Source organism: Cytobacillus oceanisediminis, from assembly GCF_022811925.1.
Classification (GTDB): domain Bacteria; phylum Bacillota; class Bacilli; order Bacillales; family Cytobacillaceae; genus Cytobacillus; species Cytobacillus oceanisediminis_D.
Genome location: NZ_CP065511.1, coordinates 2,786,927 through 2,811,659 on the forward strand (window position 1 = coordinate 2,786,927; position 24,733 = coordinate 2,811,659).

A 24,733-nucleotide genomic window follows, 5' to 3' on the forward strand; every position below is an offset into this window, starting at 1 on the left:
AAATTCTTTATGTTTTTTGTCAAAATGGCTCCTTTTTGCTTTTTTCTGATGAATATCGTCTTCTTTTGATAGCTTTTGTCAAGCGGCAGGAAAAAACGGGATATCATGCTGAATAGTTAGGTAGAAGTTGTTTCGGAACTGGCATCCGAATGATTCAGAATCTATTTCTTTATGAAAGGGCTGAGTAAAATGGATACGCAATATATGAAAGCTTATACAATTAAAGAGGTTTCTAAAATGCTGAATGTGCCTCCTGGAACACTAAGGCAATGGGAAAAGGATTTAAATGGACTTTTGCTGATTCCCCGGTCAAAACAGGGAGCCCGTTTTTATACAGACCATGAAATTGCATTGCTTGAAAAGGTAAAGCAGATGCGCGATAAAAATTTAAGCAAGGATATGATCCGCGAATTAATGCAAAAACATATGGACTTTGCTTCTGAAACCGGTTCAGAAGCAAATGAAACATCCTTGGCGGCAATAAATCAGGAAACAGCATTACATACAGAGCATCAGGCTGTCATGGACGCCGAACAATTCATGGCATTGATGGATAGTTTCAGGGACAGTTTAATTGCAGATGTCAGAAATGAAATTCGCAGCGGCGTTCGAAAGGAAGTTTTAGACGAAGTGAAAAAAGAAATTAGCAAAGGATCATTGCATACTGTTAAAAGCCTGTCGGATTCGATTTATAAATCAGGAGAAAAAACGAAAGCAGAAATTGAATCACTTGGCGCAAGGATAGAGCAGTCTTCTGAGAATACTTCTGAAGCGTTCGGAACCCTTTCAAAAAGGGTGGCGAAAAGTACGAAACGTACTTCAGATCAAATTCATCATTTGACAAACAAGCTGGCAGAATCCTCGGAAGCGTCTTCTGAAGAGTTCAAAACCATGATTCATTACATTTCATCTTCTGCTGAGGTGACCAGCACCGAAATCAGCTCGCTGATTGAAACGTTAAACACAGACAGAGAAATTTATATCGATACCATTAATAAAGAACGGGAACAATACTGGCATGAGGTAAAGCAGCGGGAAGAAGTTTTTCAGGATATGATCGTCTCATTCCGAAGCGCGGCTGCTGCACAGGAATCCGGGAAAAAATGGTGGGAGTTCTGGAAATAGGTTATGTGATTATTTAAGGGTTGTGCCATTTAATTTATATAAATTCATTAAAAGAACCAGGAGAATATACTCTTCTCCTGGTTTTAATTTCCCCTCTATCTGGTACTATTTGGTTTGGGTTTTAATGGAGGCTCATTTACTGGGAGCCTTCAGGTTCACTCTGCTATAGAACCGGGATTAATATTTTTCCCGTAGAAAATTTCGTCCATCTCCGTTGTTAGCCGTTCAGTGATCTCTTCTGCTTCTTGAGGATCAAGCTTTTCCTTCGTGTATCCAAATAAATAATTATCTAAATCAAAATCCCTTATTTTACATTTGGTGTGAAAGGTGTGAGCCTGATAAATATTCACATCGATCATATCAAAATCTTCTTTTACTTCTTCAGGAATATAATTTTGGATTGAACTGATGTCATGGTCGATATAGAGTTTTTTTCCGTCCGTGTCCCGTGTAAATCCTCTTACTCTGTAGTCGATTGTCATGATGTCCGTATCAAATGAATGGATGAGGTAATTAAGGGCCTTTAGCGGGGAGATTTCTCCGCATGTAGATACATCAATATCGGCCCTGAATGTGCTGATTCCTTCGTCCGGATGATATTCAGGATAGGTATGGACGGTAATATGGCTTTTATCCAGCTGCATGACTACATTATCAGGCAGCGGGCCAGGAGATTCATCATAAGATTCATCCGGGACTTCTACTACCGGTCCTTCAGATACCAGGACGGTCACACTTGCACCTTGTGGCACATAATCCTGCTGTGCCACATTTAAGACATGGGCACCAATGATGTCGGAAACATTCTTTAAAATCTTTGTAAGCCGCTCCGCACTGTATTGCTCATCAATATAATCTATATAGGCTTCACGCTCTTCCCTCGTCTTTGTATAACAGACATCATACATATTAAAGCTGAGTGATTTCGTCAAATTATTAAAACCATGGAGTTCAATTCTTTGTTCCGGTGTTAATTTCAACATGCTTCCCCCTTTGCAGCAGCTATGCATCTGTTCATTTTTATAATTATGTTACCCAAACTATCCTTTTAAAAACGGAAAATATCTAATCGCGCAGCCAAAAGCGTTAGAGAATCTGCCAAACAGGGTAGAAAAATAAGGAAGGCATCAATGTTTTGCATTACCGCATTTTTAAAACTTATAATGAATGGGCATACCTTTGATATGGGTTGAAAGGTATATGGGAGGAGATTTATTGAGGAAGTTTTTATTTATTTTTATCCTGTTATTTATCGGTTTCGCCTTTTCACAGCCAGAAGGGAAATTGGCAGATGAATCTAATTCAGGAACTGTAATTGATAATATAAAATCTGAATTTCAGCTTTTTAAAGACAATGAGGAAGTTCTGGCTATTTTAAGTGGTGTGATGGAAGAGGCACAAAACTGGGCAGATGAATTCCTTCAGACAATCGGGCAATATACCGGTGACGAATATCAAACTACAGAGGATAAAGCCGAAAAGCCTGTTTTAGAAGCTCCTGAGGAGCAAACCTTTTCTATTCATAATATAGAAATAGGCGATGAGAAGTCGGAAATAGAGAGCAAGCTCGGCTCCTCGAAACGTTCCTCCGCAAATGAATTTGGAACAGACTGGCATGCTTATCATGATCAATATCAAAATTTTGTAATGGTCGCTTATGACAAGCAAGAGAAAGCTGCAGGCATCTATACAAATCAGGATTTGATTTCTTCATCAAAAGAGATTGCCTATGGAACGCCAAAGTCTTCAGTTTTGCAGCAGCTTGGAGATCCGCTGGACAAAATGAGAAAGGGCTTTGTAATCTATCAGCTCGAAGAGAATCGGGATTATGATTTATACGAATTGGATGGGAATTATGTAACCATATTCTATGATAAGCATCGTGACAATACGGTAACTTCAATACAAATAATCAGTAAATCACTTGAAGAGCAAAAAGATTCCTTTTATGCTAATGCCAGCAGCTCTCTAAAGGAAGGGTTTGAATATCAGCTTTTCGATATCACAAATGCCGAGAGAATAAATCACGGAGTTCCTGTTATGGAGTGGGATGATACGGTTAAGGAAACGGCGCGAAAGCACAGCAGCGACATGGCGGAAAACAATTATTTTGATCATACCAACCTCCAGGGCCTATCCCCTTTTGACAGAATGCAGGCGGATGAAGTTTCATTTATGGTCGCCGGGGAAAACCTTGCTTCCGGTCAATTCAGCAGTATCTTTGCTCATGAAGGATTAATGAACTCACTTGGCCACCGCAAAAATATTCTGCGTGCCGATTATGAATTTTTAGGTGTTGGTGTTGCTTTTAATTCAAAGTCACAGCCTTATTATACGGAAAACTTTTATGCCAAATAAAAGCTCCCGCTTCTGCAGGAGCTTTTTTTCGCGGCTGTTTATAAAAATCCCCTTTAAATTATACTGTTCATTCAGCCTAGCGGAAAAATCCCGTATTTAACATTTCCCCCTTTTGTGCATACCATATATCAGCCTATTTAAAATTAGGGAGATGAGGGTGAGACAGATGGCAGTTGTGAAGGCACGTGATCAAGATATAGATTTGCTTGCCCGCCTCCTTCGTGCAGAAGCAGAAGGAGAAGGACAGCAGGGCATGTTAATGGTAGGAAATGTGGGAATTAACAGAGTCAGGGGCAATTGTTCGGATTTCATCGGGATTCGTACCATTCCGGAAATGATTTATCAGCCGCATGCTTTTGAAGCAGTCCAGAAAGGCTATTTTTATCAGAGGCCAAGAGAAGTGGAAAGAAGACTCGCACGGAGGGCTGTAAGAGGGGAACGGATTTGGCCAGCCAAATTTGCTCTATGGTATTTCAGGCCCCCTGGGGATTGTCCAGCTACATGGTATAATCAGCCTTTAGTAGGAAGATTCAAGCTTCATTGCTTTTATGAGCCTACAGCGGAAGAATGCGAGAACATTTACAATACATTTTAAGAAAAGCGGAAGCGCCTTGCCCACTAAAGGATCGCAGACTAAGAACGCCACGTCCTCTCAAAAGCTGCCGCTTTCGGTCGTGCGATGTATCGCTGGCGTAGCTTTCCTTGTCCTGGGGGCCTCCTCGAGGGGGGAGGCTGCTTGCGCTAGACAGTTATCGACGTTCAAAATTTTATAATTATCTTTAAAAGAATCCCTGCCACTCGTTTTGGCGGGGATTTTTCCTGAAGATTATATTTCCAGATCGATCAGAATGCCTTTTTTTACGTAGTCAATTATTTTCCCAGCTTCATCAAACACTCTTTTTCTCCCATAAGGATTCTGCATCCATTGTTCCTTCCCGGTTGCACCGTCATCAGAACATACAAGAGAATAGTGAATCCACTTCGGCATATACGTCAATAATGTCAGGTGCAGCCTTCTCATGTGAAAAGGAGCCGTCACAATGATGATATTTGAGATGTTCTCCAGACCGCACATACGATCCATAACCAGCATAGAGGCAAGCACATTTTCTTTCGTATGAAGAGAGATATTCTCAATGAAAAGGTCTTTTGGAGGAATTCCGTACCCTATTGCTTTTTTCATTAACATTTCTGCTTCAGTCAATTCATAGCCAGGCCACTTTACACCGCCGGAGAAAAGTAATTTATTAGCCCTGCCTTCTTGATAAAGACTAATGGCTTGAGGAAGTCGATATTCTGCTGCCTTGCTGCTTCCTGGCACAAAAATTAAATCCCCTTTATCCAGATCATCTTCAATCCCAAAGTAAAGCAGCTTGGATACAGCATCCTCATTTAAATGACTGGGGCTGAATTCCGAGATTTTCACAAATCTCCCTCCTTTCGTTCCCAGCTTTTTAATTGCCTATATTATACTATTCATCAAGGACAAGAGCTCTACTTATATATGCCTAATTCATATGAAAAAGCAGCGGAAATCCGCTGCTTTAGATTAGAATGTTTTCGCTTTGTCTTTTGCACGTGCAATAGCATCTGCTTTGATTTCTTCAGCTTTATCAGGCATTGCATTGTGCCCTTCCACAAAAAGACCCTCGAATGAAGGAACACCGAAGAATTGCATTAATACTGTCAAATAGCGGTGACCCATTTCCATCTCTGCTGCAGGTCCTTCGGAATAGATGCCTCCGCGAGCCTGGATGTGAATCGCTTTTTTATCAGTCAATAATCCAATTGGACCTTCTGCCGTATACTTAAAAGTTTTGCCGGCTACTGCTACAGAATCAAGATACGCTTTCATTACTGGAGGGAACGAGAAGTTCCAAAGCGGTGTAACGAATACATATTTATCGGCTGCAACGAATTGTTCGCTTAATTCGGATAAGCGGCCTACTTTCGCCTTTTCATCTTCTGATAGTTCCTCAAAACCTTTTCCGGACTGAAGTTTACCCCATCCGCTGAATACATCCACATCAATTTGCGGGATATTTTCCTTGTATAAATCAATGTGAACTACTTCATCATTTGGATTAGCTTCTTTGTATGAATCAATAAAAGCCTTTCCTGCTGCCATGCTATATGACACCTTATCGTCATGAGGGTGTGCTGTAATATACAAAACTTGAGCCATAATTCAATCACCTTTCCATTTTGAGTTGACAGTTTAGTTTGAATCAGAAATAAAGTATGTATTCATCTGCAGTATGAACATTTTTATTCTTAATCCGAGATAATCATATTCAAAATAAAAGAGAAATTCAAGTCATCTGCTCATGCCTACTTTAATTACCCTTATTATTTGCAAATTAATCCACTGAAATTAAATAAAGACCCAATACGGGTCCTCAATTATTCTTGTTCTTCAGTTGAGTATGGATTGCTTCCGATATTTTTTCTCATTTCGTCCGTCAGTTCAAAAGGAATGCTTGAGTCTTTGTCATCTTTTTCATAGTTCATTTGCACGCTTCCGTCATAATGGAACGGTTTATTTTCCATGCGAAGGTCACCCCGAATACTTTATTTTTATTTTATTATACACTGAAAAGGACCTATTTTGTCAGAAAAATATAAAAATTATATATTTATTTCCCTGCTCCTATTGTCCCCGGGGAGCATCCATTTTTATTCTGATTTATTAAAAAATAAAAAAAGCATTATTTCCAATAGGAAATAATGCTCAAATTTCATCAAGGGGTCTTTTTCTTAATTTCTACCAGTTTAAGCCTGTTGTCTTCAATTGATTTTATTTCAAAATGCAGGTGATGATAATCCAATGTTTCCCCTTCTACAGGAAAATGGCCTAGTTCTTTCAATAAGAATCCGGCAAGAATATCCTCATCTTCAGGGATTTTTGTTTTAAAAGCTTCATTAATTCTGCGGATTGAAAGTTTTGCGTGTACAATAATATGGTTTTCAGTCAATTCATCAATAAGGATCTCGCTGCCTTCATCCGTTTCATCCTCAATTTCCTGACCGAGCATGGCTTCAAGAATATCTTCATGTGTGATGATCCCTTTTGTTCCGCCATATTCATCAAGAACAATTGCGAGGTGCTTCCTTTCTTTCATCATCATTTTGAATACCTTGTCAATGCTATGAAATTCATATACAAACAAAGGCTCCAGGTCAGTAAAATCTTTTAAGGTTTTTTCAGGCTGACTGGACCAGGCCAGCAATACTTTTGAATGAAAAACTCCGACAATATTGTCCATATTGTCTTTATATACCGGATACCTAGTAAAACGGTTATTCATTACAATTTCCTTTGCCTCTTCTATCGTCGCTTCATAAGGAATGCCTTCAATGTCCATTCGCGGGGTTTTCAGTGCGTCACTGACATCTAAATTATAAAAATCAATGATCCCTTTAATTCGTTGTGTTTCTTCTTCATGGAAGGTCCCTTCGCTTGTAGCGATATCAACCATGGTAATGAGCTCTTCTTTGGAAACAGATACAGAATCTGCTTCATTTTTAGAAAGGAATTTAATGATGACTCTCGTGAACTTGGATATTAAAAATGTCACAGGCTTCAAGATAATCATGAGAACTCGAATTACCGGAAACACAAGATAGGCAATTTTGTCGGCAAAGCTTGCCGCAACTGATTTTGGCAGAACTTCTGCAAATAAGATAAGTGCTACAGTTAGAATGCCTGTTGCCACACCCACGTTAAAGCCATAATCAAGCGCAATGATGGTAACCAGTGTCGGCAGCATGATATTTGCAATATTATTACCGATTAATATAGAAGTGATCATCTCATCAGGTTTCGAAACAACATCTAATATTCTTTGCGATTTTTTATCATTGTTATCAGCTCTGGATTTTAATTTCATTTTGTTAACAGCAGTCAAGGCCGTTTCACTTCCCGATAGGAAAAAGGACATAAACATAAAAAACAAAATAGCAATAAACAAAGTTGGTTTCCTCCATTTTTATATATACATTCATTCGTAATTGTTTTTACCCAATTTGCACACGCAAAAACTGTGCCGTGCAAATTTGAATAATTATCCATTCATTATAAAGTAAATGAAAGCTTATCGAAAATAATAAGCATTTTCGAATAGCAGAACCTTTACCAATAAAATAAATCTATTTGCCCATAATAAACTTGAGCAAATTATTTGAAGGAAGAAGGATATGATATGCGCAAGCTTTTTTTGCTTCTTTGGTGCTTCCTAATTATTATCCCGTCAGAGGCATGGGGAGATACGGGAGAAAATAATTTGCAGGCAGCTTTTATACGCAATGGCTATTTGTGGTTAAAAACAGGAAATGTCGAAGAACAGATTACAACTGAACCTGCTAAATTCAATACTACGCCAAAGTGGTCCTATGATGGCCAATGGCTTTTATATGAAAAGGAGGCGAAGGAACCACATTCGCCTAATATGGAACACAGCACAGAGATATGGATCTACAATGTAAAGACGAAGAAGCATAAAAAGATCTTTCAAGGTGGCGGGAATGCCAAATGGGCACCGTCCGATAATAAGATTGCTTTTACCAGCAACAGTGTTTTAAACATTTCAGATTTGAATGGATTCCATAATGTTGCTTTAGGAGTAGATGATTTTAATTGGTATCCTGATGGAAAAGGCTTTATTGTGTCTTCAAGCGCCGTTTTAAAGCCTGACGGCTGGACCAGTCCCATCCTATATAAGGTTCAGCTGCCAAATGATCTTGAAAAGCTAAATTTGACCGGGCATGTTGAACCTCTTTTCACTATTCCTAAGGAAATAAGCAACGGCAAAGCTTCCATTATGTCCATTAATGCAACGACATTTGAATTCTCACCTGATGGAAAATGGATCTCATTCATCGTTAATCCAACTGCATCATGGTCCATGGACAGTGATATGGTCTGCTTCATTTCTGCAGATGGAAAAAATTTTGAAGTTCTTGATGAGATGATCCTTCATTTGGACGTCCCTAAATGGGCGCCAGCCAGAAATTTATTGGGCTATATTGCTGGCGGGGGCAGGATTGTTATGGGCTTTAAAAACAAAAAATTGAAGGTGACTGAATTGCCTGCTTTTAAAACCATGAACCTTACACCTGCAAAGTTTGCAGAAATGGGCTTTACCTGGGTGGATGATGTGAGGCTGGCTGCATCTCGTGTGGATGAGAGTGAATGGTCAAATGATCCGCAGCGGCGGCCTGAACCGACACTATTCTTAATTCAGCTTAACAAAACTCAGCAAACCAGAATCACCCATCCTAATAAAGGAATTGGGGATTATAACCCTCTTTACATTAAAAGTATGGATACTTTAACATGGGTCAGAAAAAAGCTTGCCCAGCAAAAAGGGGATATATGGATTGCCGATCTCAATGGTAAAAATGCGAAGATGTGGGTAAAGGATGTTGAACAATATTCTTTTTATGTAAAATAAAAAGCTGACCCAAAAAGCGGTTCCTAATTGGAATCGCCTTTTGCCTTATCCCGATAGCTGTTCATTTTTGTGAATTGAAAGGAATACATCCTCCAATGAGGTGCATCTGTATTCCTTATACACCTGATTAAGTGTTCCATAAAATTTTAATTTCCCATTAAATAAAATAATTAGTTTGTCTGCGATCTCAATGGCGTCTCTCATAATATGACTGCTGACAATGATCGTTTTATTCTCCTCTTTCAGTTCCTTTATTATTTTCTTTAGCTGAATTACCCAATAGGGGTCCAATCCGTCAGTCGGTTCATCGAGGATATAGATGTCCGTGTCCGCAAGCAGACACTGAGCAAGATTAAGCCGCTGGGACATCCCTTTTGAGAATCCTCCAGCTTTTTGGTTCCGCTCGTTCCACAAGCCTGTTTTTTCTAATACCCATTTGATCGATTCCTTGTTTTTATTTAGAAATCGCCTGTAATAATCAAGGATTTCGTAAGGTGTAAGTTCTGATGGGAAAATCATTTGGTCAGGCATGTAAGCAAATGGCTTTTGCTGCTTAGAATGGAATACCACACTTCCTGTGGTGGAACTTTCAACGCCTGTAAGCATTTTAATCATCGTACTTTTACCAGCTCCGTTCCCTCCGCATAAGACAATACAATCCCCCTTATTAATGTGGAGATTCAACGGTGACAATGCTGTCTTTTTTTTATATGCTTTGGATAAATCCTTCAATTCCAAAATCATCTTACACACCTCTCTTCGTTAAAAGCCGGGCTGATGATATGATAGTTATAAGAATAATGAGGATAATGGATAATGTCAGGGCAAGTGTGAGAGATCCATTTGTTCCCCACTTCTCGATCATTAAGTATTCCGGACCAAACAAATATTCGGAATTCAGTTTTGATATCGACCAGACGCGAACGGATTCCACAGGATTTAGAAGGATTAAAGAGAATAGACTGATTTGCTTCAATGAATAAGGAATCCACCCGGTGACTGAAAAAATGATGAATTCATATACAAACACCATAATAATCCAAAAAATGATTGCTGCTGACAGTCCCTGCATCCTTGATTTGGAAATAGCTCCAATCAGTAAAGATGCTGCTGAGAATACAAGGATTAAAAGCATATTAACCAGTAGAAATACTTGATAAATATGTGCTGCAAAGGAACTGCCCGACAAAGAGAAAAAGAAGCCGAAGAGACCATATGATAGGCCAATTACAAAGAATAATGAGAGAACCAAAGACAGGAATTTGCTGATCAGGTAATATGCTGAAGAAGAATGATAGGTTCTGTATAAGGATAACCTTCCATTTTCTTTATCGGCAATAATGGAACTGCCGCCAAGGATCATACAAATGATCGGCAGCATCCATAGAGAAAGGTTCATCAGCATGGCAATCGAACGATTGTAGGCAGACTGGCTGAAACCAGCTGTATGCCTCTCTTCCGGCTTTATTTCTTTGAGGCCGTAATATTCCGGGTTAACACCCATGGTTTCGATATTGTCATTCACACCTTCCAGTCCGTAGGAAACTTCAGCGGGTTCTGATTTGACAGATTGAAGACCATACAAGTAAAGAAGTCCTGCCAGAAAGAAAAAAAGAATCATAAAATTTAAAAGCCACCTGCTTCTTAACAGCAGCCGAAGCTCATATTTAGTCATAGAATACAATAGTTCGGGATTCATATGGTTTCCTCCTCATACTGAAGGATATTTAAACTTTAATGGCTGTGTTTCATTCCATCTCTTTTAAAGCTTTTAATATCTGCTTTTAGAAGCTCTTCTTTCGAATACACTATACCTCCGTTTTTTTTCTGATATTCCTCGGCTTTTTCCAATGATTCAAATGCTGCAATTCCATAGCTCATGGGACTTTCTATATTGCCGTTCTGTATAAAAGAGCTTGCTTCAAATGATATCCATTCCCTGCTGAGGTAATCATGTACAAAGGCAGCATCATATTCAGGATTCTCAGTCTGTATATATTGTGTCAAGCAGCCAATGTCATCGAACAAAACAGGCTCCCCGCTTTCCAAAATGAGCTGTGCTGCTGATTCCAGCTCTGCAATACCCATATTGCAGTTATCGCAGCTATCCTGATTCTGTTTAATTTCTGCCGGTTCCGACGCTGATGACGAGCAGGCACTTAACAATATCACCAGAACAGTCATTAGGAGAATCGTTCTATATTTCATTGTGCTTCCTCCCAAAATTCAATATAAGCAAACTTGCCAAAGTGATTAGGAAAAAGAATAGGATTAAAGGAAATTCGCGGATCCGATTGATATGAATTTTTTCTGAAATGAATTTTTTCTGTTTCACAGGTGCAGGTTCAGCAAGGGGTGATTCATCTATGATAAATGCGTCTGATGGAATCGGAGTGTATTGTTCAATCATATTCCATAGCTCTACGGCTGGACTTTGATAAAAGACCTGCAATAAAGGCTCTTCATCTGCCATCTGATAAAAAACATCCCCGCTTTTATAGGCAAAGTCCACTTTATGGTCATTATCCAAATTTAATAAATGATGATCATCAAAATAGTTTCCAAAATTATCTTTACTGAATAGATTCCTGTTTTCTTTTTCGGAGATGACTTGTCTTGTATTCCCTGAAAAGTTATTTAAATTAATGGTGTTATCATTTGAATTCTTCCCAATTTCCAGGCCGGTATCATTTTGCAGAACATTGTTAAATTCAAGTCTGTTCCTTTGTGCATTTTCAAGAATAATCCCCCTGAAATTGCCTTTTACAATGTTGGAAGATATTTTGGAATCGAATGTGTCATAAATAAAAATACCTGCTCCGTCAATCTCTGTATTACTAAAGAAGTAGTTTTCAAGTATAAAAACTTCATAGCTTTGCATGATCATAAGGCCGTTAATGCTTTCGGTTACCTGATTGTCTGCTATTAATACATTGCGCGAATCCATCGTATGCACGCCATACCGTGCTTTAAACATGAAGTTCCCTGTGACTTCGCAAAAATCTGAATAGGACACATAAACTCCATCCTGTGTGTGATAGAAGTAATTATCCTTTACTGCAGTATTGGGCGCTTCAACTAAATAAATGCCAAAGCCTTTGTGCCGATTCATGCCATGGAAACTGGTAATGAGGTTATTTTCAAACCTGTGCCCATAGGAATTCCTTGCATAGATGCCGTGAAATACATTTCTTAGGGCTATATGATGAAGATAGGCGCGGTCTCCTTTCACATATATTCCAGCATTCTGTGATCCGCTTCCCTCCACTTCCAGATTTTCCACAATAACATCATCTGCTGCAATCGACAGTACATGGCCTTTTTCTGTTCCCATTATTCTTGTTCCTTTATCTCCAATAATGTGAACCTTTCTCTCTATAAGGAAGTTCCCTTCATATATTCCGGATTGTAATTTTATGATTGATACCTTGGGGTCTGACAAGGCCTCTCTCAGCTCTTTTGATGAGGCTGCGGTCAGTTCCTGAGCAGAAGCTTTTCCGGCCAGGATCAAACTGAAAAATAATAGGAACCATCCGATTTTTTTATACACTCAGCACTCACCTGCCCGGAAATTTGCATTCTGGCAGCCTGTCAATTCTAAATAGACCGCCAGAAAAAGGATTCCATTTTGAATTTGTATCTTGTATAATTTATTGTAAGTTGAGTTTTTATTTATTTTTAATGGCTCATTGTAGCCTTACCGTCGTCTTCTCCGGTTTCAGTTACCTTCAGGATGGCGACGGCTCCTTTTTGTGCATGATTAAACTGATGAGTAACTATTGGATAGCTGCCTGCCTTGGTAACTGTAAATTCCACTACTGCACCGCCGCTTGCAGGGAGCATGACCGTTTGGAGACCTTTATAGCGGTTATAAGGGTTGCCATCAATGTATACGTCATCAAACACAGTACCAACCACATGGAAAGAGCTTACTTCATTTGGTCCTACATTATTTACATAAATCCTCACTTTATCCCCTACTTTAGCCAGAAGCGGATTATCCTTAAGTGTGAACGTATCCCCATTAGTATTAGGGTCTCCTTCTTTTAAAGCTTTTGTGGAGAAAACCACATGACTGGGAACTCCGTTTGTAAAATCCTCCAGATCGTTGTACTTATACCATTCGTTTTGAATAATTGTATATTCTCTATCAATCTCTTTATCAGTCGGATAGCCGTCTTTAGGCTTTACAATTATAGTTCCGTGCATTCCATTCGCTATATGTGATAATACCGGTGAAGTTCCGCAATGATACATAAACACGCCTGGTTTATTTGCAGGATAACTGAATGTTCCCGTTTCATCTGGCTGAACGTTGGAGAAGTCTTTTGAAGGAGCTGCGTGTACAGCGTGAAAGTCCATGCTGTGCGGTATTGCCGGATCCATGTTTTTTAAGGTGAAATTGATTGTATCCCCTTCATTGACAACAACTACAGGGCCTGGCGCTTCACCATTAAACGTCCATGCTTTATAGAATTTTCCTTTGTCGATTTCAATATCCGTGATTTGGGATGTCATTTCCACATTTACTTCATTCGGCCCGACTCTATCAATTTTCAATGGAATGGGTTCCTGATTTAAATCTTTATGCGGAGCGATAGCCTCGGGCTGAGCTGTTTCTGCCGCCAGAACCTTTTCCTCAGGCTGAAGGGAACTTTCCGGTGCTGCCCCCTGGCTGCATCCCGTTATTAACCCTATGCCTATAGCCGAAGTAAGCAGATATTTTACTCCTTTTTTCATCTTGATTTCCTCCCTATAATCGATTGGTTTATCTGCTTTTATCATATGGTAAATATGGACTGAATTTGGTGATTTTTCTCACAAGACTTTGAAATTCTGTGAAAAGTTTGTGAATTAGTGATCAACTTTTTACTGTTAAAAAGGATAGAAGAGGTATTACTTTGAACGGCGATTATTATGCTATAATCGCCTGGTATTTCAATCATGCAGGCGCCATAAGCACGTTTCAGCTAATTAATAGACACTTTACATCTATATTACTTTGTAAAAAATTGTTCCTATCTATCTTAAATGGTTTATAATCATTAAATGGAGTTTAGTTGCATCAGATGGAATAAAAGGAGAATTAATTAGAAGATGGATTTTATTATGATTCTAAAAGCAATTATCTTGGGATTTGTTGAAGGAATGACGGAGTTTGCTCCTGTGTCCTCTACAGGACATATGATTATTGTGGATGATATGTGGCTCAATACAAAAGAGTTTTTATCAAAATATGAGGCTAATACTTTTAAAGTCGTCATTCAGCTCGGTTCCATTTTAGCGGTTGTGATTATTTTTAAAGAACGGTTCATTGAAATGCTCGGTCTTGGGGGAAGGAGCAAAAACACTGAAGAAAAACAAAGCCGTCTGAAATTGTCTCAAGTGATTGTCGGGTTAATTCCTGCCGGGATTCTTGGTGTTTTGTTTGAGGATTATATTGATGAACACCTGTTTTCAACTGAGACGGTATTGATTGGTTTGGTAATTGGTGCATTTTTGATGATTTTTGCTGATATTTTTGGAGGCAAAAGCCCGAAAACAGTTTCAGTTGATCAAATCACTTACAAACAGGCTTTATCTATTGGATTGATTCAGTGCTTCTCACTTTGGCCCGGGTTCTCACGTTCAGGTTCAACCATTTCAGGCGGCGTGCTGCTTGGCCTGTCACACCGTGCTGCAGCTGATTTTACTTTTATCATGGCTGTGCCCATCATGGCTGGCGCGAGTTTTCTATCATTAATAAAAAATCTCGAGTACTTTTCAGTCGATGCGCTTCCTTTCTTTATTGCAGGCTTCATTAGTGCATTTGTTTTTGCCTTGATTTCAATCCGCTTCTTTTTGAAGATGATCAATAAAGTTAAACTTATTCCTTTTGCCATTTACAGAATTGTACTTGCAGGGGTTATATATTTCATATTCCTATAAAAAATGAACCCGGGCCTTTACAGCCCGGGTTTTGTTTTGGTTTATAGTCCGAAGACGACAGTGGTTCGGACTCTGGCACGGGGATTTTCCCTTTTTCTGTCCGAAGTCGTGGCAGGTTCGGACTCTGGCACGGGAGTTTCTCCTTTATCTGTCTGAAGTTGTGGCAGGTTCGGACTCTGGCACAGGGATTTTCCCTTTTTTTGTCCGAAGACGAAACTGGTTCGGATTCTATGAGCGTCATGTCATTTTCTCCTGTCGAACCAATTGCTTATTATTAAAACAAATTTTTAAAGAAGGTGAAAATTATCCTCGGAATCCACAGAATGATTCGAATAAGAAATGAGATCACAATGGAATCCAGGATTTCGTACATGATTTCACGCAGCAGCCCTGGTTTTCGTTTTTCTTTTTTTTTGATGGAGTTTCCCTCCTTCCTATTTTTGATCCGCTTCATTTTTTACATCGTCGACAATGCGTTCAGCTGCTTTTCGGTATAAGTTGCTCATGTGAACCAGTGAAGTTGCCAGCAGTACTTTTTCAAGCTCAGCTGACTGATCTTCATTTAGCTCTTTTGCTTCCTCTGCTGTCCTGGCTGCCTGATTTTCCAGATCATTCACAAATGCATCGGCATTAAGTTTAGTTAAATCGAGGTAAAGCTGATAAAAATGGTCCAGGTCCATCTTTCCTTCTGCTGTTCGAGTGTTGACGCCATTTAATAGGCTTTTAATATCGTTTATGGATAGAGCCCCTTTAAGCTGATAAATGAAAGCAATTAAAATAAGGTGCTCCTTTGAATATTTTTTATTTTTGACAGGAAAAAACAATTTACCTTTTGCATAGTTATTTATCATTGTCTTAGTAAGCACTTTTTCCTCTTCGTTTCTCGTCGTACTGCCAAAAGTATTTTCAAATAGCTGGATCACTTGATCCATATATAAATCTATCTGCGGAATATCTTCCAATTGAATCTGATTATCCGCAATGAGTTTTTCCATTTCCATATTTATCCCTCAAATCCTCACCTGTTATTATATAAATTCTACTTAAAAAAGCGTAAGTTGTAAATATTGACTAGATATCGTTTTATATATATTATATTAAGTAGTTATTAAAACTACATAAGAGAACATTAGGAGGAGATATTATGAATTCATACATCCGGGAGCCCATAAATGGACTGACCCATTTGGCAGGAGCAATTTTATCCTTTGCCGGATTGCTTGCCATGGTTATCAAAGCCTCACTGACAACATCGTCACCGCTTGCCATTACTGCTGTTGCCATTTTTGGAATCAGTTTGATGCTGCTCTATTCAGCATCAGCAACCTACCATATGGTGATAGCCAAAGATAAAGTCATTGCCTTTTTAAGAAAGCTTGATCATTCGATGATTTATGTATTGATTGCAGGTTCCTATACACCTTTTTGCCTTATTACCTTAAATGGTGTGACCGGCTGGGTTCTGTTTTCCATTGTTTCTGCTGTTGCTTTATCAGGGATTCTGTTTAAAATAATCTGGTTCAGCTGTCCCCGCTGGCTGTCAACAGCCTTATACATTGCAATGGGATGGATTATTGTTTTTGCTTTTTCGCCTCTTTCTGAGTCTTTAAGTAATACTGGTGTAATGCTTCTATTGCTTGGAGGCATCCTATACACGATCGGCGGAGTGATTTATGCGATTAAACCAAAATTCCTGGAGTTCAAACATTTGGGTTTTCATGAGATTTTTCATATTTTCATTATGATGGGAAGCATGGCACACTTTCTTTGTGTGTTCATGTATGTACTTTAGTCACATATTTATTCATTAAGCATGTAATTGGCACCCTGCTCAATCTATAGAGTGCCTTTGTTTTAATATAGTTTATTTTCTTAAATTTTTTCTCCATTATTAGGCGAGATTCTCACTCAAAATCAACCCGTGTTCCGTATGCTAATTTTGAGTAATTATTTAAAGGGAGTGAGAATCGATGTTTAAGTATAGTCATCTGGACGATAAAGATGAAAGCAGCTGCTGCCATGACGATGATAAACATAGGGACTGGAAGCACGAAGAAAGCAGTGACGACTGCCATGATAAGGAGAAGAAAGAGAAGGATAAGGGTAAAAAAGATGATAAGGATAAAAAAGATCATCACAAACACCCTACACATCATAAAGTATGCGTAAAAGAAGTCTTAGCAGCTATTCTTAACGCTCAGAAAAAAGCGAAGCGTGATGATGAATGTAAAACATCTTGCAATGAATCTATAAAAGAGCTTTTGGGAGAATCTAAAAAGCCAAAGAAAAATACCATTCCTTTCATTCTTTATAATGAAGAAGCTGAACCTTTTAAAGCTAGTGGTGTAACCATCTTTAGCCATTCTAAGCAAAAGAAATTTGCATGTATTGAATCGTTTATTTTCAAAATTAAAGATCTCGATGGTAAATGTGCCGTACTTGAGCTATTAACCTTCAAATCCGGAAAATGTTCAAAAGATCTCTTCAAAAAGAGTATCTGTTCTCCATGCAGCCAAATTGACTGTGAGGATGTCTCTGATCTAATAGGGACTGGTATATGTATTAATGTAGATCTTTCCTGTTTCTGTGCTGTTACGTGCTTGCCTGCTGTGCGTTTATAAGCATGAACAAAGCAGCATGTTGGGAAAGAGTAAAAAAGGTGTACCTTCCATAATGGTGCACCTTTTTACATAGCTTATAATGATTAGCCGCCAAATGCCTCTAATACATCTTCTACCTCATTCAAATCAAGGTTGGATGTTTCGTTTAATTGTGCTGGTCCCTTTCCAATTTGACCATTGCCTCTTGGGAGATAACCCATTTGCATCATTCTTTTAATTTCTCTTATCTCTTCGAGGAGTAAACTGTTGCCGTTATTTATACTCTTTGGCTGCAAATAGCTATTCAGAGCTGTTAAAACCAAATGGATAAGAGTACTATTGTTTGAATGATATTCTATTTGTTCCAGAACCTTAGGTAATACCTCAATGGATTCGCCGGTTCTCACATCAATGAATTTGTCAGGAAGAGTAAGAGCAGTCTTATTAACATAGTCAGTATATGTCCTGAACATTTCCATCATCCCTAACCTTTAGTGGAAATTACGTGATTTCCTTGTACTTTCTTTAACTGATTCATTTTAGCCAAGATCATTAATCCTTGAACATTTAACTTTTCCATGTCTTCCGGGAACATAAGTTCAATTGGGCGGCCCCTTTCACTCCATCTGACAGCTGCTTCCTGGATTTGTTTTCTGGCCAATTTCGCTGCTCCCCCTACTGCAATATACCGAACAGCTCCTTTAATCTCGGTTGAACTGCTTCTCACACGATCAAAATGCTCAAGGTATTTAATCGCCATGGACTTTAACTGAGGGATAATATATTTGCTAATATCTTTTCTTACCCCGGCAAATGGCTCGACATACCATTCTGACTGTCCGGCAGCCAATTTTTCCTCCAGCTCGGCCCGGGAATCAAACCTGAACAATTCCTTTTTACTGACTCTTTGAATAATATTATCAAGAAATTGATTGATACCAAATGGTTCTCCCTCGACTGAAGCAACAGGCCTATTATTTTTAATTCCTACAAAGTCTACTGAATCTCCCCCAAGATCCCCAATAATTATTCCTTTTTGCGATTCTTTGACAAGCTCTTCATTTTTAATTTCCAGGGTTTCCTGGTCCCTTGTCAAACCCAGATATGCACAAGCACCTTCAGCCCCTACAATGATTTCTTTAATTTCTAATTTAACTGTTAATTCTTTTGGTTCGGGCACTCCGGGCACTTTATGGAAAATGACTGTATGTGTACCTGCCAGCTTATCCCTTAAGCGTGATTTTCTTTCTTTATACTGAGTTGTTGGAAGTGAAACAGCTAATTGATCAATAGAATAATTTATATCTGTTTCTTCCGGAAATTGAAGCGATGCGTGGTAGGCCGCCAGACCAAATAACAGCAAATAAGTCCTATCCTCATCCACCTTTTGGTTGTTGAACCCAGTTAAACTAACATCTCTTTGTCTGGCTGCACCTTTACCGATATAAAAAATTTCCCTTTTATCAATCACAGCCGGGCTTTTAACTTCGACAATGAGGTTTTCTTCCAGGATTATATCCTCATCATCATATGGCTTTTCATAAAATTCTCCATCGAACAGGGCGATAGCATTTGGCAGCTGATATTCTGAAAAAATTCCATTATCAGATGCTAACGCTTTATACCAGCTGTTTCCAATATCTACAGCAAGAAAATTTTGTTTTTCCATAGATTTCTCACTCCTCCTTCTGAATCCTATGCGTGATAGGAGTCCAAATGTGCCCGTACTTTTTTAATTTTTTTTAGACGAATATAGAAAAATTGGCCAAATTTCCACGTTTGTACTACTGCAAATAACCATAGAACCGCATAGGATAACATGAACCTAAAATCAAGGGAGGAAAAATTTAATGAATAACAAAGATAAAAAATGTGTTGATGTAGATGTATCTGCTCATATGGGCGAATGCGAAAATGTACCGGTACCTGTAGCCCCAACAACACCTGTAGGCACTAGAGTTTTGAGAGTCCCTGTAACACTTGCTGAAATAGCTGTAAGAACTAATATGGTGGCAAATATTAAATTTCCGGATCCTGTACTAGAAATTAAGGATATCAAAAAGAGAGTTAAAATTATTCAATGCCGTTTACTGCTTCCTGGGATAGCTGCTGGTTCTAACCCATTTCAAGCTACGACCCTCAGATTATTTATAAAAGGTTTCGTTCGAAAAAACATTCAATATGCAACTCCGTGTCCTAATTCATCAGGTCATTGTGTTTCTTCTGAAATGCGTTCCTTAACAGTAGATGTGCCTTTTGAGTGTGTGACTACTATCCCGAGTAACAGGTTTTTAACACCGCCACAGCTCCCATTTGTAAACACCCGACAAGAATTTGACTTTTTCAGGGAGCAAGAATTGGGTCATGGGTTTCCTGAAAAAGATCACCTTCTGTCCAGTGATCTTTCCCAATTCCACCAAGTGAGTACACAATTTTACAACCAGATTCCTTTTTGCGAATTAATTTCAAGTAATATCATTGAATGGGATGAAGCTATTGATAGGGAAAAATTGCCAGGTCATGCTCCATTTGAAGAAGGAGCTTTCCATGAAGTTGTAGAGAAAATGTTCTTGGAGTTCACTGTGAAAATCCTTCAAAATCAGCAAGTGCCTGTAACTGCAGTCGCTCCTCCTCCTACTCCACCGCTCTAGGCAGGCCAATCTGAATCCATCTAACTTTGGCGAGTGGCGATAGGATTCCTTAGGCAGTATCATGTATTCCTTCTGGAATCATGGTACTGCCTTTTTAAATACATTGCCCTGCAAAATATTATATTCCCAATATAAAAAAATGACATAGATAAACATACATAGTCTTCTAAAAGTTTAAAAATTAATACTTATAGGAAAAAAAACGATTCCGCAAATGCCCATGGGTAAACGCCCAAACATGGACGTTTATCATGCATAGGATGCAATATCTTGATTTTAGGAGGATCCCAAATGTCAGATAAACATAAAGATCATAAAAAACATGAATGCCAAGTAAAAACTACTCATTGTGAATGTGAAAGTCATGAACACCACCATCCGCAGGTATCTATTGGAAAAATAGTTGCAAAGGTTCCAGTTGTCCTGGCTGAACTTACACTTCAAATAAATGTGGATGCGGTTATAACCTTTCCAGAACCAGTGCTGGAAATTAAAGATATCAAAAAACATGTAAAATTAACTCAATGCAGATTGCTGCTCCCTACAAACAAGTTATTTATAAAAGGTTTTGTGAGGAAAAATATTCAATATGCAAGTCCGAGTCCGGAGATTGAACCCAGTACTTCCAAATCTGTTGCTTCCGACATTCATTCTTTCACGACAGATATTCCATTTCAGTGCACAACAGAGATTAAGAAGTTTATAACCTGTCCTGTTATGCCTAAGACGAATAAACGCAATGAATTTGATTTCCTGGTTTCACAGCCTCTCCCTTCAGGATTCCCTGAAAAAGATGAATTGCAGTCAAATGATCTTTCCCAATTCCATCAGGAAAGCAAGCAATTTTACAATGAATTGCCTTTCTGTGAGTTAATTTCGAGTAAGATTATTGAATGGGATGAAGCAATTGATCGGGAGCCGCTGCCAACCTCATCTCCCCTAGGAGAGGGATATTTTACAAAAGTAGAAGAGAAAATGGTTCTTGATATTGACCTTAAAGTACTCCAAAAACAACAGATACGTGTAGCTTCGACGACCAATGATGATTGCTGCGATTGCTGTGATTAAGATTCTTACAGGAATCTCAAAGTAAGGAGGGGATTGGAGAGAATGGTTTATATACCAATATCTTCCATTTAATATGAATAATATGAATGATGCTTATAACCGTATTTACGGCTTCCATGAAAGAATTCCTTCATTAGAAGAACGGGGCAATAAGCCTGATCCTCTCTTTTTTTCGCAGAAGGATCAGGGAAATAACTGGGATAATAGAAATAATCTCAAGATTAATGGTCCACAGAAAAACCAGGAGATGAAAAACAGGGAGCGGACATCTGCTCCTCGGAATTCATCAAGCAAAAGTGGATCTAAACCTTTAATATTGACTCCTCCAAAGATAGAAGCACAGCAGTTAATTCGCAGACCGAGAGATTCAATAGAAACCAACAAAAATAAAGTTTCAAAGAATAAAGAAATTATTGAGGAAAAGAAGAACCAAAAAAATGGAGTGAACAAGAACTCATCAGACAAATCGAGGATAGATAAAAAGGGCAGAGCCTCGTACATGCTGAATCCATTCTCTCCAATGCTTTCCTGGTCTCCAACACTCCCTCAACAAAGTTCATCCGGAAGAACTCAGTTCTATTTAAAGGATATATCTGCTTCTGAAGGAGCTGAGGAAGTTTTTTCAAATTTAGAGCTGAATGAACATCAGTTTTTTCATGATGAAAATCCAAAAGAGAATTCTCCCTCCATTGAGGAATCACATTCTTATTCATTCGAATATATGGCTGATAAAAGTAATGGAAACAGTAAAGAACTTAACAATAGTTCCTTATTGGAGCAAGAATTTCTTTTGATGCTGCAAGGAAAAGAAGCAGGAAGATCGGAGAGTTCAGATACTGCCGTTGAAAGATTATCTTTTTTTGAAAATAAACTAACCAGCGAAGTGGGTTCAGAGTCGCAGGATTACTTAGCTGCTCCTACAGAGGAGGAACTTCCCCTTGTGGAAAAATTTTACTCAATGCTCTATGAATCCTCCTCTGAGGAAGTACTTCGATCTCTATATAATCATCCCCCTTCGCAGCAGGATGAAGTTTTTTCAATAATGTCAGATTTGAATTCAGAACAAGAAGAATCCTTTGCAGAGATAAATGACTCTCTTGACACTTATCTAAAGGATGATGAGGAATCATCTGCTGCAAAAGAAATAAATCATGTAAACACCCTTGATGCTAATGAAGAAACATCCTCATTTGACGGCCTTCAGCCAGCTGAAAAAGACCTGTACTTATCGCAGGATGAAGTGTTTCTTGAGACAGATGAATCGGGAGTGTCAGAAGATAATGACTTGGCTCCATATAAAGGCGAATTCTCATCCCTATTGGAAAAAGCCTATTCAATATTAGAGAATTTACATCCAGAGAATAATAATTTTCAAGGTTTTCAGGGGTATGACGATATAGAACAATCTTTAAAAGTGCATGAAACATTTTCGAGTCTTTTCCAAAAAGCCCATGAGTCAAAAAAGAAGAACGAAAATAAGATTGCTGAATCTGATGAAAATCTCAAAAAGGTATCAGACTTGCTTGAAAGTTTTTCTCGCATCCTTAACTCTGAAAATGATGAATTATCTTCAGAGATTGAAGATCTCGGTCTTGCAGATAGTGAGCTGCCTTCATGCGAGCTGGAGTCCGATTGTCAGGATAGTTCATGTTATTCAGCTTTAGAGGAACCAAAAAATGCAGAATTTCTGGGTATAAATGAGGAAGAGTCATCTTCACGCGAAAAATTCTTTTTGGATCTTGAAGAATCTTCCTCTCATCCAGAACCCTATTATGGGGATTATGTAGAATCATCATCAGAAGTTACAGAAAGTACCGGCGAATCCACTGCTCTTGAGGATGTTTTTGATCGGAAACTCTGTCCTGACGAGACGAGCGAAGAAGATCCATGCCATGCAGCTCACATTAAGAAATGCTTGCCACAAGTCTTTATGCCGACTGTGAAAGTACCCGTTCTTGTGGAAAAGCTGAACATTGAATTAGATATTTTTGATGCCTTCCCTATCCATTTGCCAATTAAGAACATCACCAAATTGGAATGGTCCATTCAAACACTGGAAACGAATGTTATTCTCCCTTCGAGTGTTATATTTTTAAAAGGAACACTTATAGCGGATCTTGAATATGTAGATAATGCTGCTGGTGGTTCTCTTCATACTATTAAAATACCTGTAAAATGGGATAAAACGGCAGATGCGGATTGGCTCTACCCTCCACAAATGCCAATAGCGAGCTTCCAAAAGGAATATATCTTTAAGACAGATGACGATCATGGGATAACTTCACATTATGAAGCCGCTCAGTATTTTTCTGAAAAAATAGAAGCCCAATTACAAAGTATTCATTTTGTATGGCACAATGACATAATAGAAAATGAAAAACCAGAAATCGAAATTCAGGGAAGAGCAATACTGGAAATTGATTTACTGCAGAAGCAATACGTGGATCTTAATTTAGCAAATAAATAATTCATTATTATAAGGGTGCCTAAAAATAAGGCACCCTTTTCCGCATTTATCTGCGGCGAGTAAGTCTTCTAAATTTATCGTTAATAGTCTCTGCGCTGGAGCCATTTGGAGATGGTTCTGCAACTTGCTGTTTTTGTGACAATTTAAGGAAAAGCACAACATTCATTTTTTCAGTAATTTTATTAAAACGTCCCCAGTTATCAAAATCGCTCAGAATATCCCACTGATCTACTTGCGAGGCAAGCAATTTGCATTTAATCGGCTCATTATTGATTTCAAAAGTGATGGAGCCGAAATTACAGCGATCTGCACTCATTCCATCCTTTGAAATCTCCCTGATTTCTAAATTGCCGCTGTCTTTGCTGCTGAATGGATCCTCAAAAGGAAAGGCTACAGGGTTAATAAGATTAACAAAGTCAAAACATCTAAAAGGTACATTTACACTAAAATCCCTTACACAGCTTCCACCGTCAACAAATTGAATATTTTTGTGCACATACCCTTCTACAAATAGTTTGACTCTAAAAGGATCAGCAAAATCCGGTGTAGCTTTACATTGTGTTAAATGGACATTTTTTCTGATATTTTTAATATCAGTTGCAAATGTAGGCAAATGAATATCTGCTTCTACTAATGTTTCTACTGTCACATCTGCCAAAACAACAGTTTCTTCTGTTCCGCCAATTAGAAACGTGTCAATATCACAGCCTGTGCTCTTTGACTTTACTTCGTGGCTTGCCGGCATTGGGGGGCACGATTTATGATCATTGCAGCCACAGCCATGGCCAGTATTGTTTTTCATATATTCCACTCCTTGTAAGTTTTTGTCAACTATAACTTTAAGTGCAATACCGAAAATAGTATTGGACTTAAATTTTTGACTTACTTATATATATGTCTAAACCTATAAAAGGAATGGACTAGTGCCGATAGGTATCTGTCTATTTTTCATTTTTTGTAGAATTAATGCCTTACACCCTACTATATAATTTTAATTTCCTGCAGGATTTTCTGCTTACTGCTTCAATCATTGGCAGTCATTGACACTGATTGCATCTATTCTCACAATGATTGCTTTTCGAC

General features: G+C 38.5%; 24 protein-coding genes. 10 read left to right on the forward strand and 14 right to left on the reverse strand.

What is annotated here, in order from left to right; genetic code table 11:
* Positions 1–189 precede the first annotated feature (189 nt).
* Positions 190–1,125, forward strand: a complete 936-nt coding sequence (locus tag IRB79_RS14140; RefSeq protein WP_243503110.1) for a MerR family transcriptional regulator — start codon at positions 190–192, stop codon at positions 1,123–1,125.
* Between the two features lie 155 nt (positions 1,126–1,280).
* Here IRB79_RS14140 and speD read toward each other — a convergent pair whose 3' ends face one another.
* Complete coding sequence (speD, locus tag IRB79_RS14145; protein WP_243509416.1) at positions 1,281–2,105, reverse strand: adenosylmethionine decarboxylase; 825 nt, start codon at positions 2,103–2,105, stop codon at positions 1,281–1,283.
* 235 nt (positions 2,106–2,340) lie between these two features.
* Here speD and IRB79_RS14150 point away from each other — a divergent pair, with 235 nt between their 5' ends.
* A complete protein-coding gene (locus IRB79_RS14150) occupies positions 2,341–3,483 on the forward strand; it encodes a CAP domain-containing protein (RefSeq protein WP_279401021.1) in 1,143 nt (380 codons plus the stop codon).
* Between the two features lie 166 nt (positions 3,484–3,649).
* Positions 3,650–4,078 carry a cell wall hydrolase gene (locus IRB79_RS14155; RefSeq protein ID WP_243503112.1) on the forward strand — a complete coding sequence of 143 codons (429 nt, stop codon included), beginning with the start codon at positions 3,650–3,652 and terminating at the stop codon, positions 4,076–4,078.
* A 231-nt stretch (positions 4,079–4,309) separates the two neighbouring features.
* Here the strand turns inward: IRB79_RS14155 and IRB79_RS14160 are convergent, their stop codons facing one another.
* The 4 genes from IRB79_RS14160 to IRB79_RS14175 form a co-directional block, all read right to left on the reverse strand.
* On the reverse strand, positions 4,310–4,909 hold the full coding sequence (locus IRB79_RS14160; RefSeq protein WP_243503113.1) for a YdcF family protein: 600 nt from the start codon (positions 4,907–4,909) through the stop codon (positions 4,310–4,312).
* Positions 4,910–5,032: 123 nt separating this feature from the next.
* The gene (locus IRB79_RS14165) at positions 5,033–5,668 is read right to left on the reverse strand and encodes an FMN-dependent NADH-azoreductase (protein ID WP_243503114.1); all 636 of its coding nucleotides are present in this window, start codon (positions 5,666–5,668) and stop codon (positions 5,033–5,035) included.
* A 218-nt stretch (positions 5,669–5,886) separates the two neighbouring features.
* A complete protein-coding gene (locus IRB79_RS14170; RefSeq protein WP_243503115.1) occupies positions 5,887–6,033 on the reverse strand; it encodes a hypothetical protein in 147 nt (48 codons plus the stop codon).
* Between the two features lie 191 nt (positions 6,034–6,224).
* Positions 6,225–7,454, reverse strand: coding sequence for a CNNM domain-containing protein (locus IRB79_RS14175; protein WP_243503116.1), 1,230 nt, complete (start codon positions 7,452–7,454; stop codon positions 6,225–6,227).
* A 231-nt stretch (positions 7,455–7,685) separates the two neighbouring features.
* Between IRB79_RS14175 and IRB79_RS14180 the strand changes: the two genes are divergently transcribed.
* Positions 7,686–8,936, forward strand: coding sequence for a TolB family protein (locus IRB79_RS14180; protein WP_243503117.1), 1,251 nt, complete (start codon positions 7,686–7,688; stop codon positions 8,934–8,936).
* Positions 8,937–8,981: 45 nt separating this feature from the next.
* Here the strand turns inward: IRB79_RS14180 and IRB79_RS14185 are convergent, their stop codons facing one another.
* From IRB79_RS14185 to IRB79_RS14205, 5 genes are all read right to left on the reverse strand, one after another.
* A complete protein-coding gene (locus IRB79_RS14185; protein WP_243503118.1) occupies positions 8,982–9,680 on the reverse strand; it encodes an ABC transporter ATP-binding protein in 699 nt (232 codons plus the stop codon).
* A 1-nt stretch (position 9,681) separates the two neighbouring features.
* Positions 9,682–10,635: an ABC transporter permease gene (locus IRB79_RS14190; protein WP_243503119.1), complete on the reverse strand. Its 954-nt coding sequence runs from the start codon at positions 10,633–10,635 to the stop codon at positions 9,682–9,684.
* Positions 10,636–10,670: 35 nt separating this feature from the next.
* Positions 10,671–11,144 (reverse strand): nitrous oxide reductase accessory protein NosL, encoded by a 474-nt coding sequence (locus IRB79_RS14195; RefSeq protein WP_243503120.1) that lies wholly within the window; start codon positions 11,142–11,144, stop codon positions 10,671–10,673.
* Positions 11,134–12,486, reverse strand: a complete 1,353-nt coding sequence (locus tag IRB79_RS14200) for a right-handed parallel beta-helix repeat-containing protein (protein ID WP_243503121.1) — start codon at positions 12,484–12,486, stop codon at positions 11,134–11,136. Before IRB79_RS14200 ends, IRB79_RS14195 begins: the two co-directional genes overlap by 11 nt.
* 128 nt (positions 12,487–12,614) lie before the next feature.
* Positions 12,615–13,676: a multicopper oxidase domain-containing protein gene (locus tag IRB79_RS14205; protein WP_243503122.1), complete on the reverse strand. Its 1,062-nt coding sequence runs from the start codon at positions 13,674–13,676 to the stop codon at positions 12,615–12,617.
* 357 nt (positions 13,677–14,033) lie between these two features.
* Here IRB79_RS14205 and IRB79_RS14210 point away from each other — a divergent pair, with 357 nt between their 5' ends.
* Positions 14,034–14,864 (forward strand): undecaprenyl-diphosphate phosphatase, encoded by an 831-nt coding sequence (locus tag IRB79_RS14210; RefSeq protein WP_243503123.1) that lies wholly within the window; start codon positions 14,034–14,036, stop codon positions 14,862–14,864.
* Between the two features lie 434 nt (positions 14,865–15,298).
* On the opposite strand, the gene IRB79_RS14215 is transcribed toward IRB79_RS14210, so the two are convergent.
* Complete coding sequence (locus IRB79_RS14215) at positions 15,299–15,865, reverse strand: DUF1836 domain-containing protein (RefSeq protein ID WP_243503124.1); 567 nt, start codon at positions 15,863–15,865, stop codon at positions 15,299–15,301.
* A gap of 143 nt (positions 15,866–16,008) precedes the next feature.
* Here IRB79_RS14215 and trhA point away from each other — a divergent pair, with 143 nt between their 5' ends.
* A complete protein-coding gene (trhA, locus tag IRB79_RS14220) occupies positions 16,009–16,656 on the forward strand; it encodes a PAQR family membrane homeostasis protein TrhA (RefSeq protein WP_243503125.1) in 648 nt (215 codons plus the stop codon).
* 178 nt (positions 16,657–16,834) lie between these two features.
* Positions 16,835–17,485, forward strand: a complete 651-nt coding sequence (locus tag IRB79_RS14225; RefSeq protein WP_243503126.1) for a CotY/CotZ family spore coat protein — start codon at positions 16,835–16,837, stop codon at positions 17,483–17,485.
* Positions 17,486–17,568: 83 nt separating this feature from the next.
* Here the strand turns inward: IRB79_RS14225 and IRB79_RS14230 are convergent, their stop codons facing one another.
* The gene (locus tag IRB79_RS14230; RefSeq protein WP_243503127.1) at positions 17,569–17,937 is read right to left on the reverse strand and encodes a hypothetical protein; all 369 of its coding nucleotides are present in this window, start codon (positions 17,935–17,937) and stop codon (positions 17,569–17,571) included.
* An 11-nt stretch (positions 17,938–17,948) separates the two neighbouring features.
* A complete protein-coding gene (locus tag IRB79_RS14235) occupies positions 17,949–19,133 on the reverse strand; it encodes a ParM/StbA family protein (RefSeq protein WP_243503128.1) in 1,185 nt (394 codons plus the stop codon).
* A 181-nt stretch (positions 19,134–19,314) separates the two neighbouring features.
* Between IRB79_RS14235 and IRB79_RS14240 the strand changes: the two genes are divergently transcribed.
* The 3 genes from IRB79_RS14240 to IRB79_RS14250 all read left to right on the forward strand — a co-directional run bounded on the left by IRB79_RS14240 (position 19,315) and on the right by IRB79_RS14250 (position 23,650).
* Entirely contained in the window at positions 19,315–20,115 is an 801-nt protein-coding gene (locus IRB79_RS14240; RefSeq protein WP_243503129.1) for a CsxC family protein, read from the forward strand.
* 291 nt (positions 20,116–20,406) lie between these two features.
* Entirely contained in the window at positions 20,407–21,183 is a 777-nt protein-coding gene (locus IRB79_RS14245; protein WP_243503130.1) for a CsxC family protein, read from the forward strand.
* An 82-nt stretch (positions 21,184–21,265) separates the two neighbouring features.
* Positions 21,266–23,650 carry a hypothetical protein gene (locus tag IRB79_RS14250; protein WP_243503131.1) on the forward strand — a complete coding sequence of 795 codons (2,385 nt, stop codon included), beginning with the start codon at positions 21,266–21,268 and terminating at the stop codon, positions 23,648–23,650.
* A gap of 46 nt (positions 23,651–23,696) precedes the next feature.
* On the opposite strand, the gene IRB79_RS14255 is transcribed toward IRB79_RS14250, so the two are convergent.
* The gene (locus tag IRB79_RS14255; protein ID WP_243503132.1) at positions 23,697–24,452 is read right to left on the reverse strand and encodes a CsxC family protein; all 756 of its coding nucleotides are present in this window, start codon (positions 24,450–24,452) and stop codon (positions 23,697–23,699) included.
* Positions 24,453–24,733: the final 281 nt, after the last annotated feature.

What these genes read in the sequence shown, in the direction of transcription:
- IRB79_RS14140 (WP_243503110.1), top strand. Translation starts at nt 190, where the DNA reads ATGGATACGCAATATATGAAAGCTTATACAATTAAAGAGGTTTCTAAA.
- IRB79_RS14155 (WP_243503112.1), top strand. Translation starts at nt 3,650, where the DNA reads ATGGCAGTTGTGAAGGCACGTGATCAAGATATAGATTTGCTTGCCCGC.
- IRB79_RS14165 (WP_243503114.1), bottom strand. Translation starts at nt 5,668, where the DNA reads ATGGCTCAAGTTTTGTATATTACAGCACACCCTCATGACGATAAGGTG.
- IRB79_RS14170 (WP_243503115.1), bottom strand. Translation starts at nt 6,033, where the DNA reads ATGGAAAATAAACCGTTCCATTATGACGGAAGCGTGCAAATGAACTAT.
- IRB79_RS14180 (WP_243503117.1), top strand. Translation starts at nt 7,686, where the DNA reads ATGCGCAAGCTTTTTTTGCTTCTTTGGTGCTTCCTAATTATTATCCCG.
- IRB79_RS14185 (WP_243503118.1), bottom strand. Translation starts at nt 9,680, where the DNA reads ATGATTTTGGAATTGAAGGATTTATCCAAAGCATATAAAAAAAAGACA.
- IRB79_RS14190 (WP_243503119.1), bottom strand. Translation starts at nt 10,635, where the DNA reads ATGAATCCCGAACTATTGTATTCTATGACTAAATATGAGCTTCGGCTG.
- IRB79_RS14195 (WP_243503120.1), bottom strand. Translation starts at nt 11,144, where the DNA reads ATGAAATATAGAACGATTCTCCTAATGACTGTTCTGGTGATATTGTTA.
- IRB79_RS14205 (WP_243503122.1), bottom strand. Translation starts at nt 13,676, where the DNA reads ATGAAAAAAGGAGTAAAATATCTGCTTACTTCGGCTATAGGCATAGGG.
- IRB79_RS14210 (WP_243503123.1), top strand. Translation starts at nt 14,034, where the DNA reads ATGGATTTTATTATGATTCTAAAAGCAATTATCTTGGGATTTGTTGAA.
- IRB79_RS14215 (WP_243503124.1), bottom strand. Translation starts at nt 15,865, where the DNA reads ATGGAAATGGAAAAACTCATTGCGGATAATCAGATTCAATTGGAAGAT.
- trhA (WP_243503125.1), top strand. Translation starts at nt 16,009, where the DNA reads ATGAATTCATACATCCGGGAGCCCATAAATGGACTGACCCATTTGGCA.
- IRB79_RS14225 (WP_243503126.1), top strand. Translation starts at nt 16,835, where the DNA reads ATGTTTAAGTATAGTCATCTGGACGATAAAGATGAAAGCAGCTGCTGC.
- IRB79_RS14230 (WP_243503127.1), bottom strand. Translation starts at nt 17,937, where the DNA reads ATGTTCAGGACATATACTGACTATGTTAATAAGACTGCTCTTACTCTT.
- IRB79_RS14235 (WP_243503128.1), bottom strand. Translation starts at nt 19,133, where the DNA reads ATGGAAAAACAAAATTTTCTTGCTGTAGATATTGGAAACAGCTGGTAT.
- IRB79_RS14240 (WP_243503129.1), top strand. Translation starts at nt 19,315, where the DNA reads ATGAATAACAAAGATAAAAAATGTGTTGATGTAGATGTATCTGCTCAT.
- IRB79_RS14245 (WP_243503130.1), top strand. Translation starts at nt 20,407, where the DNA reads ATGTCAGATAAACATAAAGATCATAAAAAACATGAATGCCAAGTAAAA.
- IRB79_RS14250 (WP_243503131.1), top strand. Translation starts at nt 21,266, where the DNA reads ATGAATGATGCTTATAACCGTATTTACGGCTTCCATGAAAGAATTCCT.
- IRB79_RS14255 (WP_243503132.1), bottom strand. Translation starts at nt 24,452, where the DNA reads ATGAAAAACAATACTGGCCATGGCTGTGGCTGCAATGATCATAAATCG.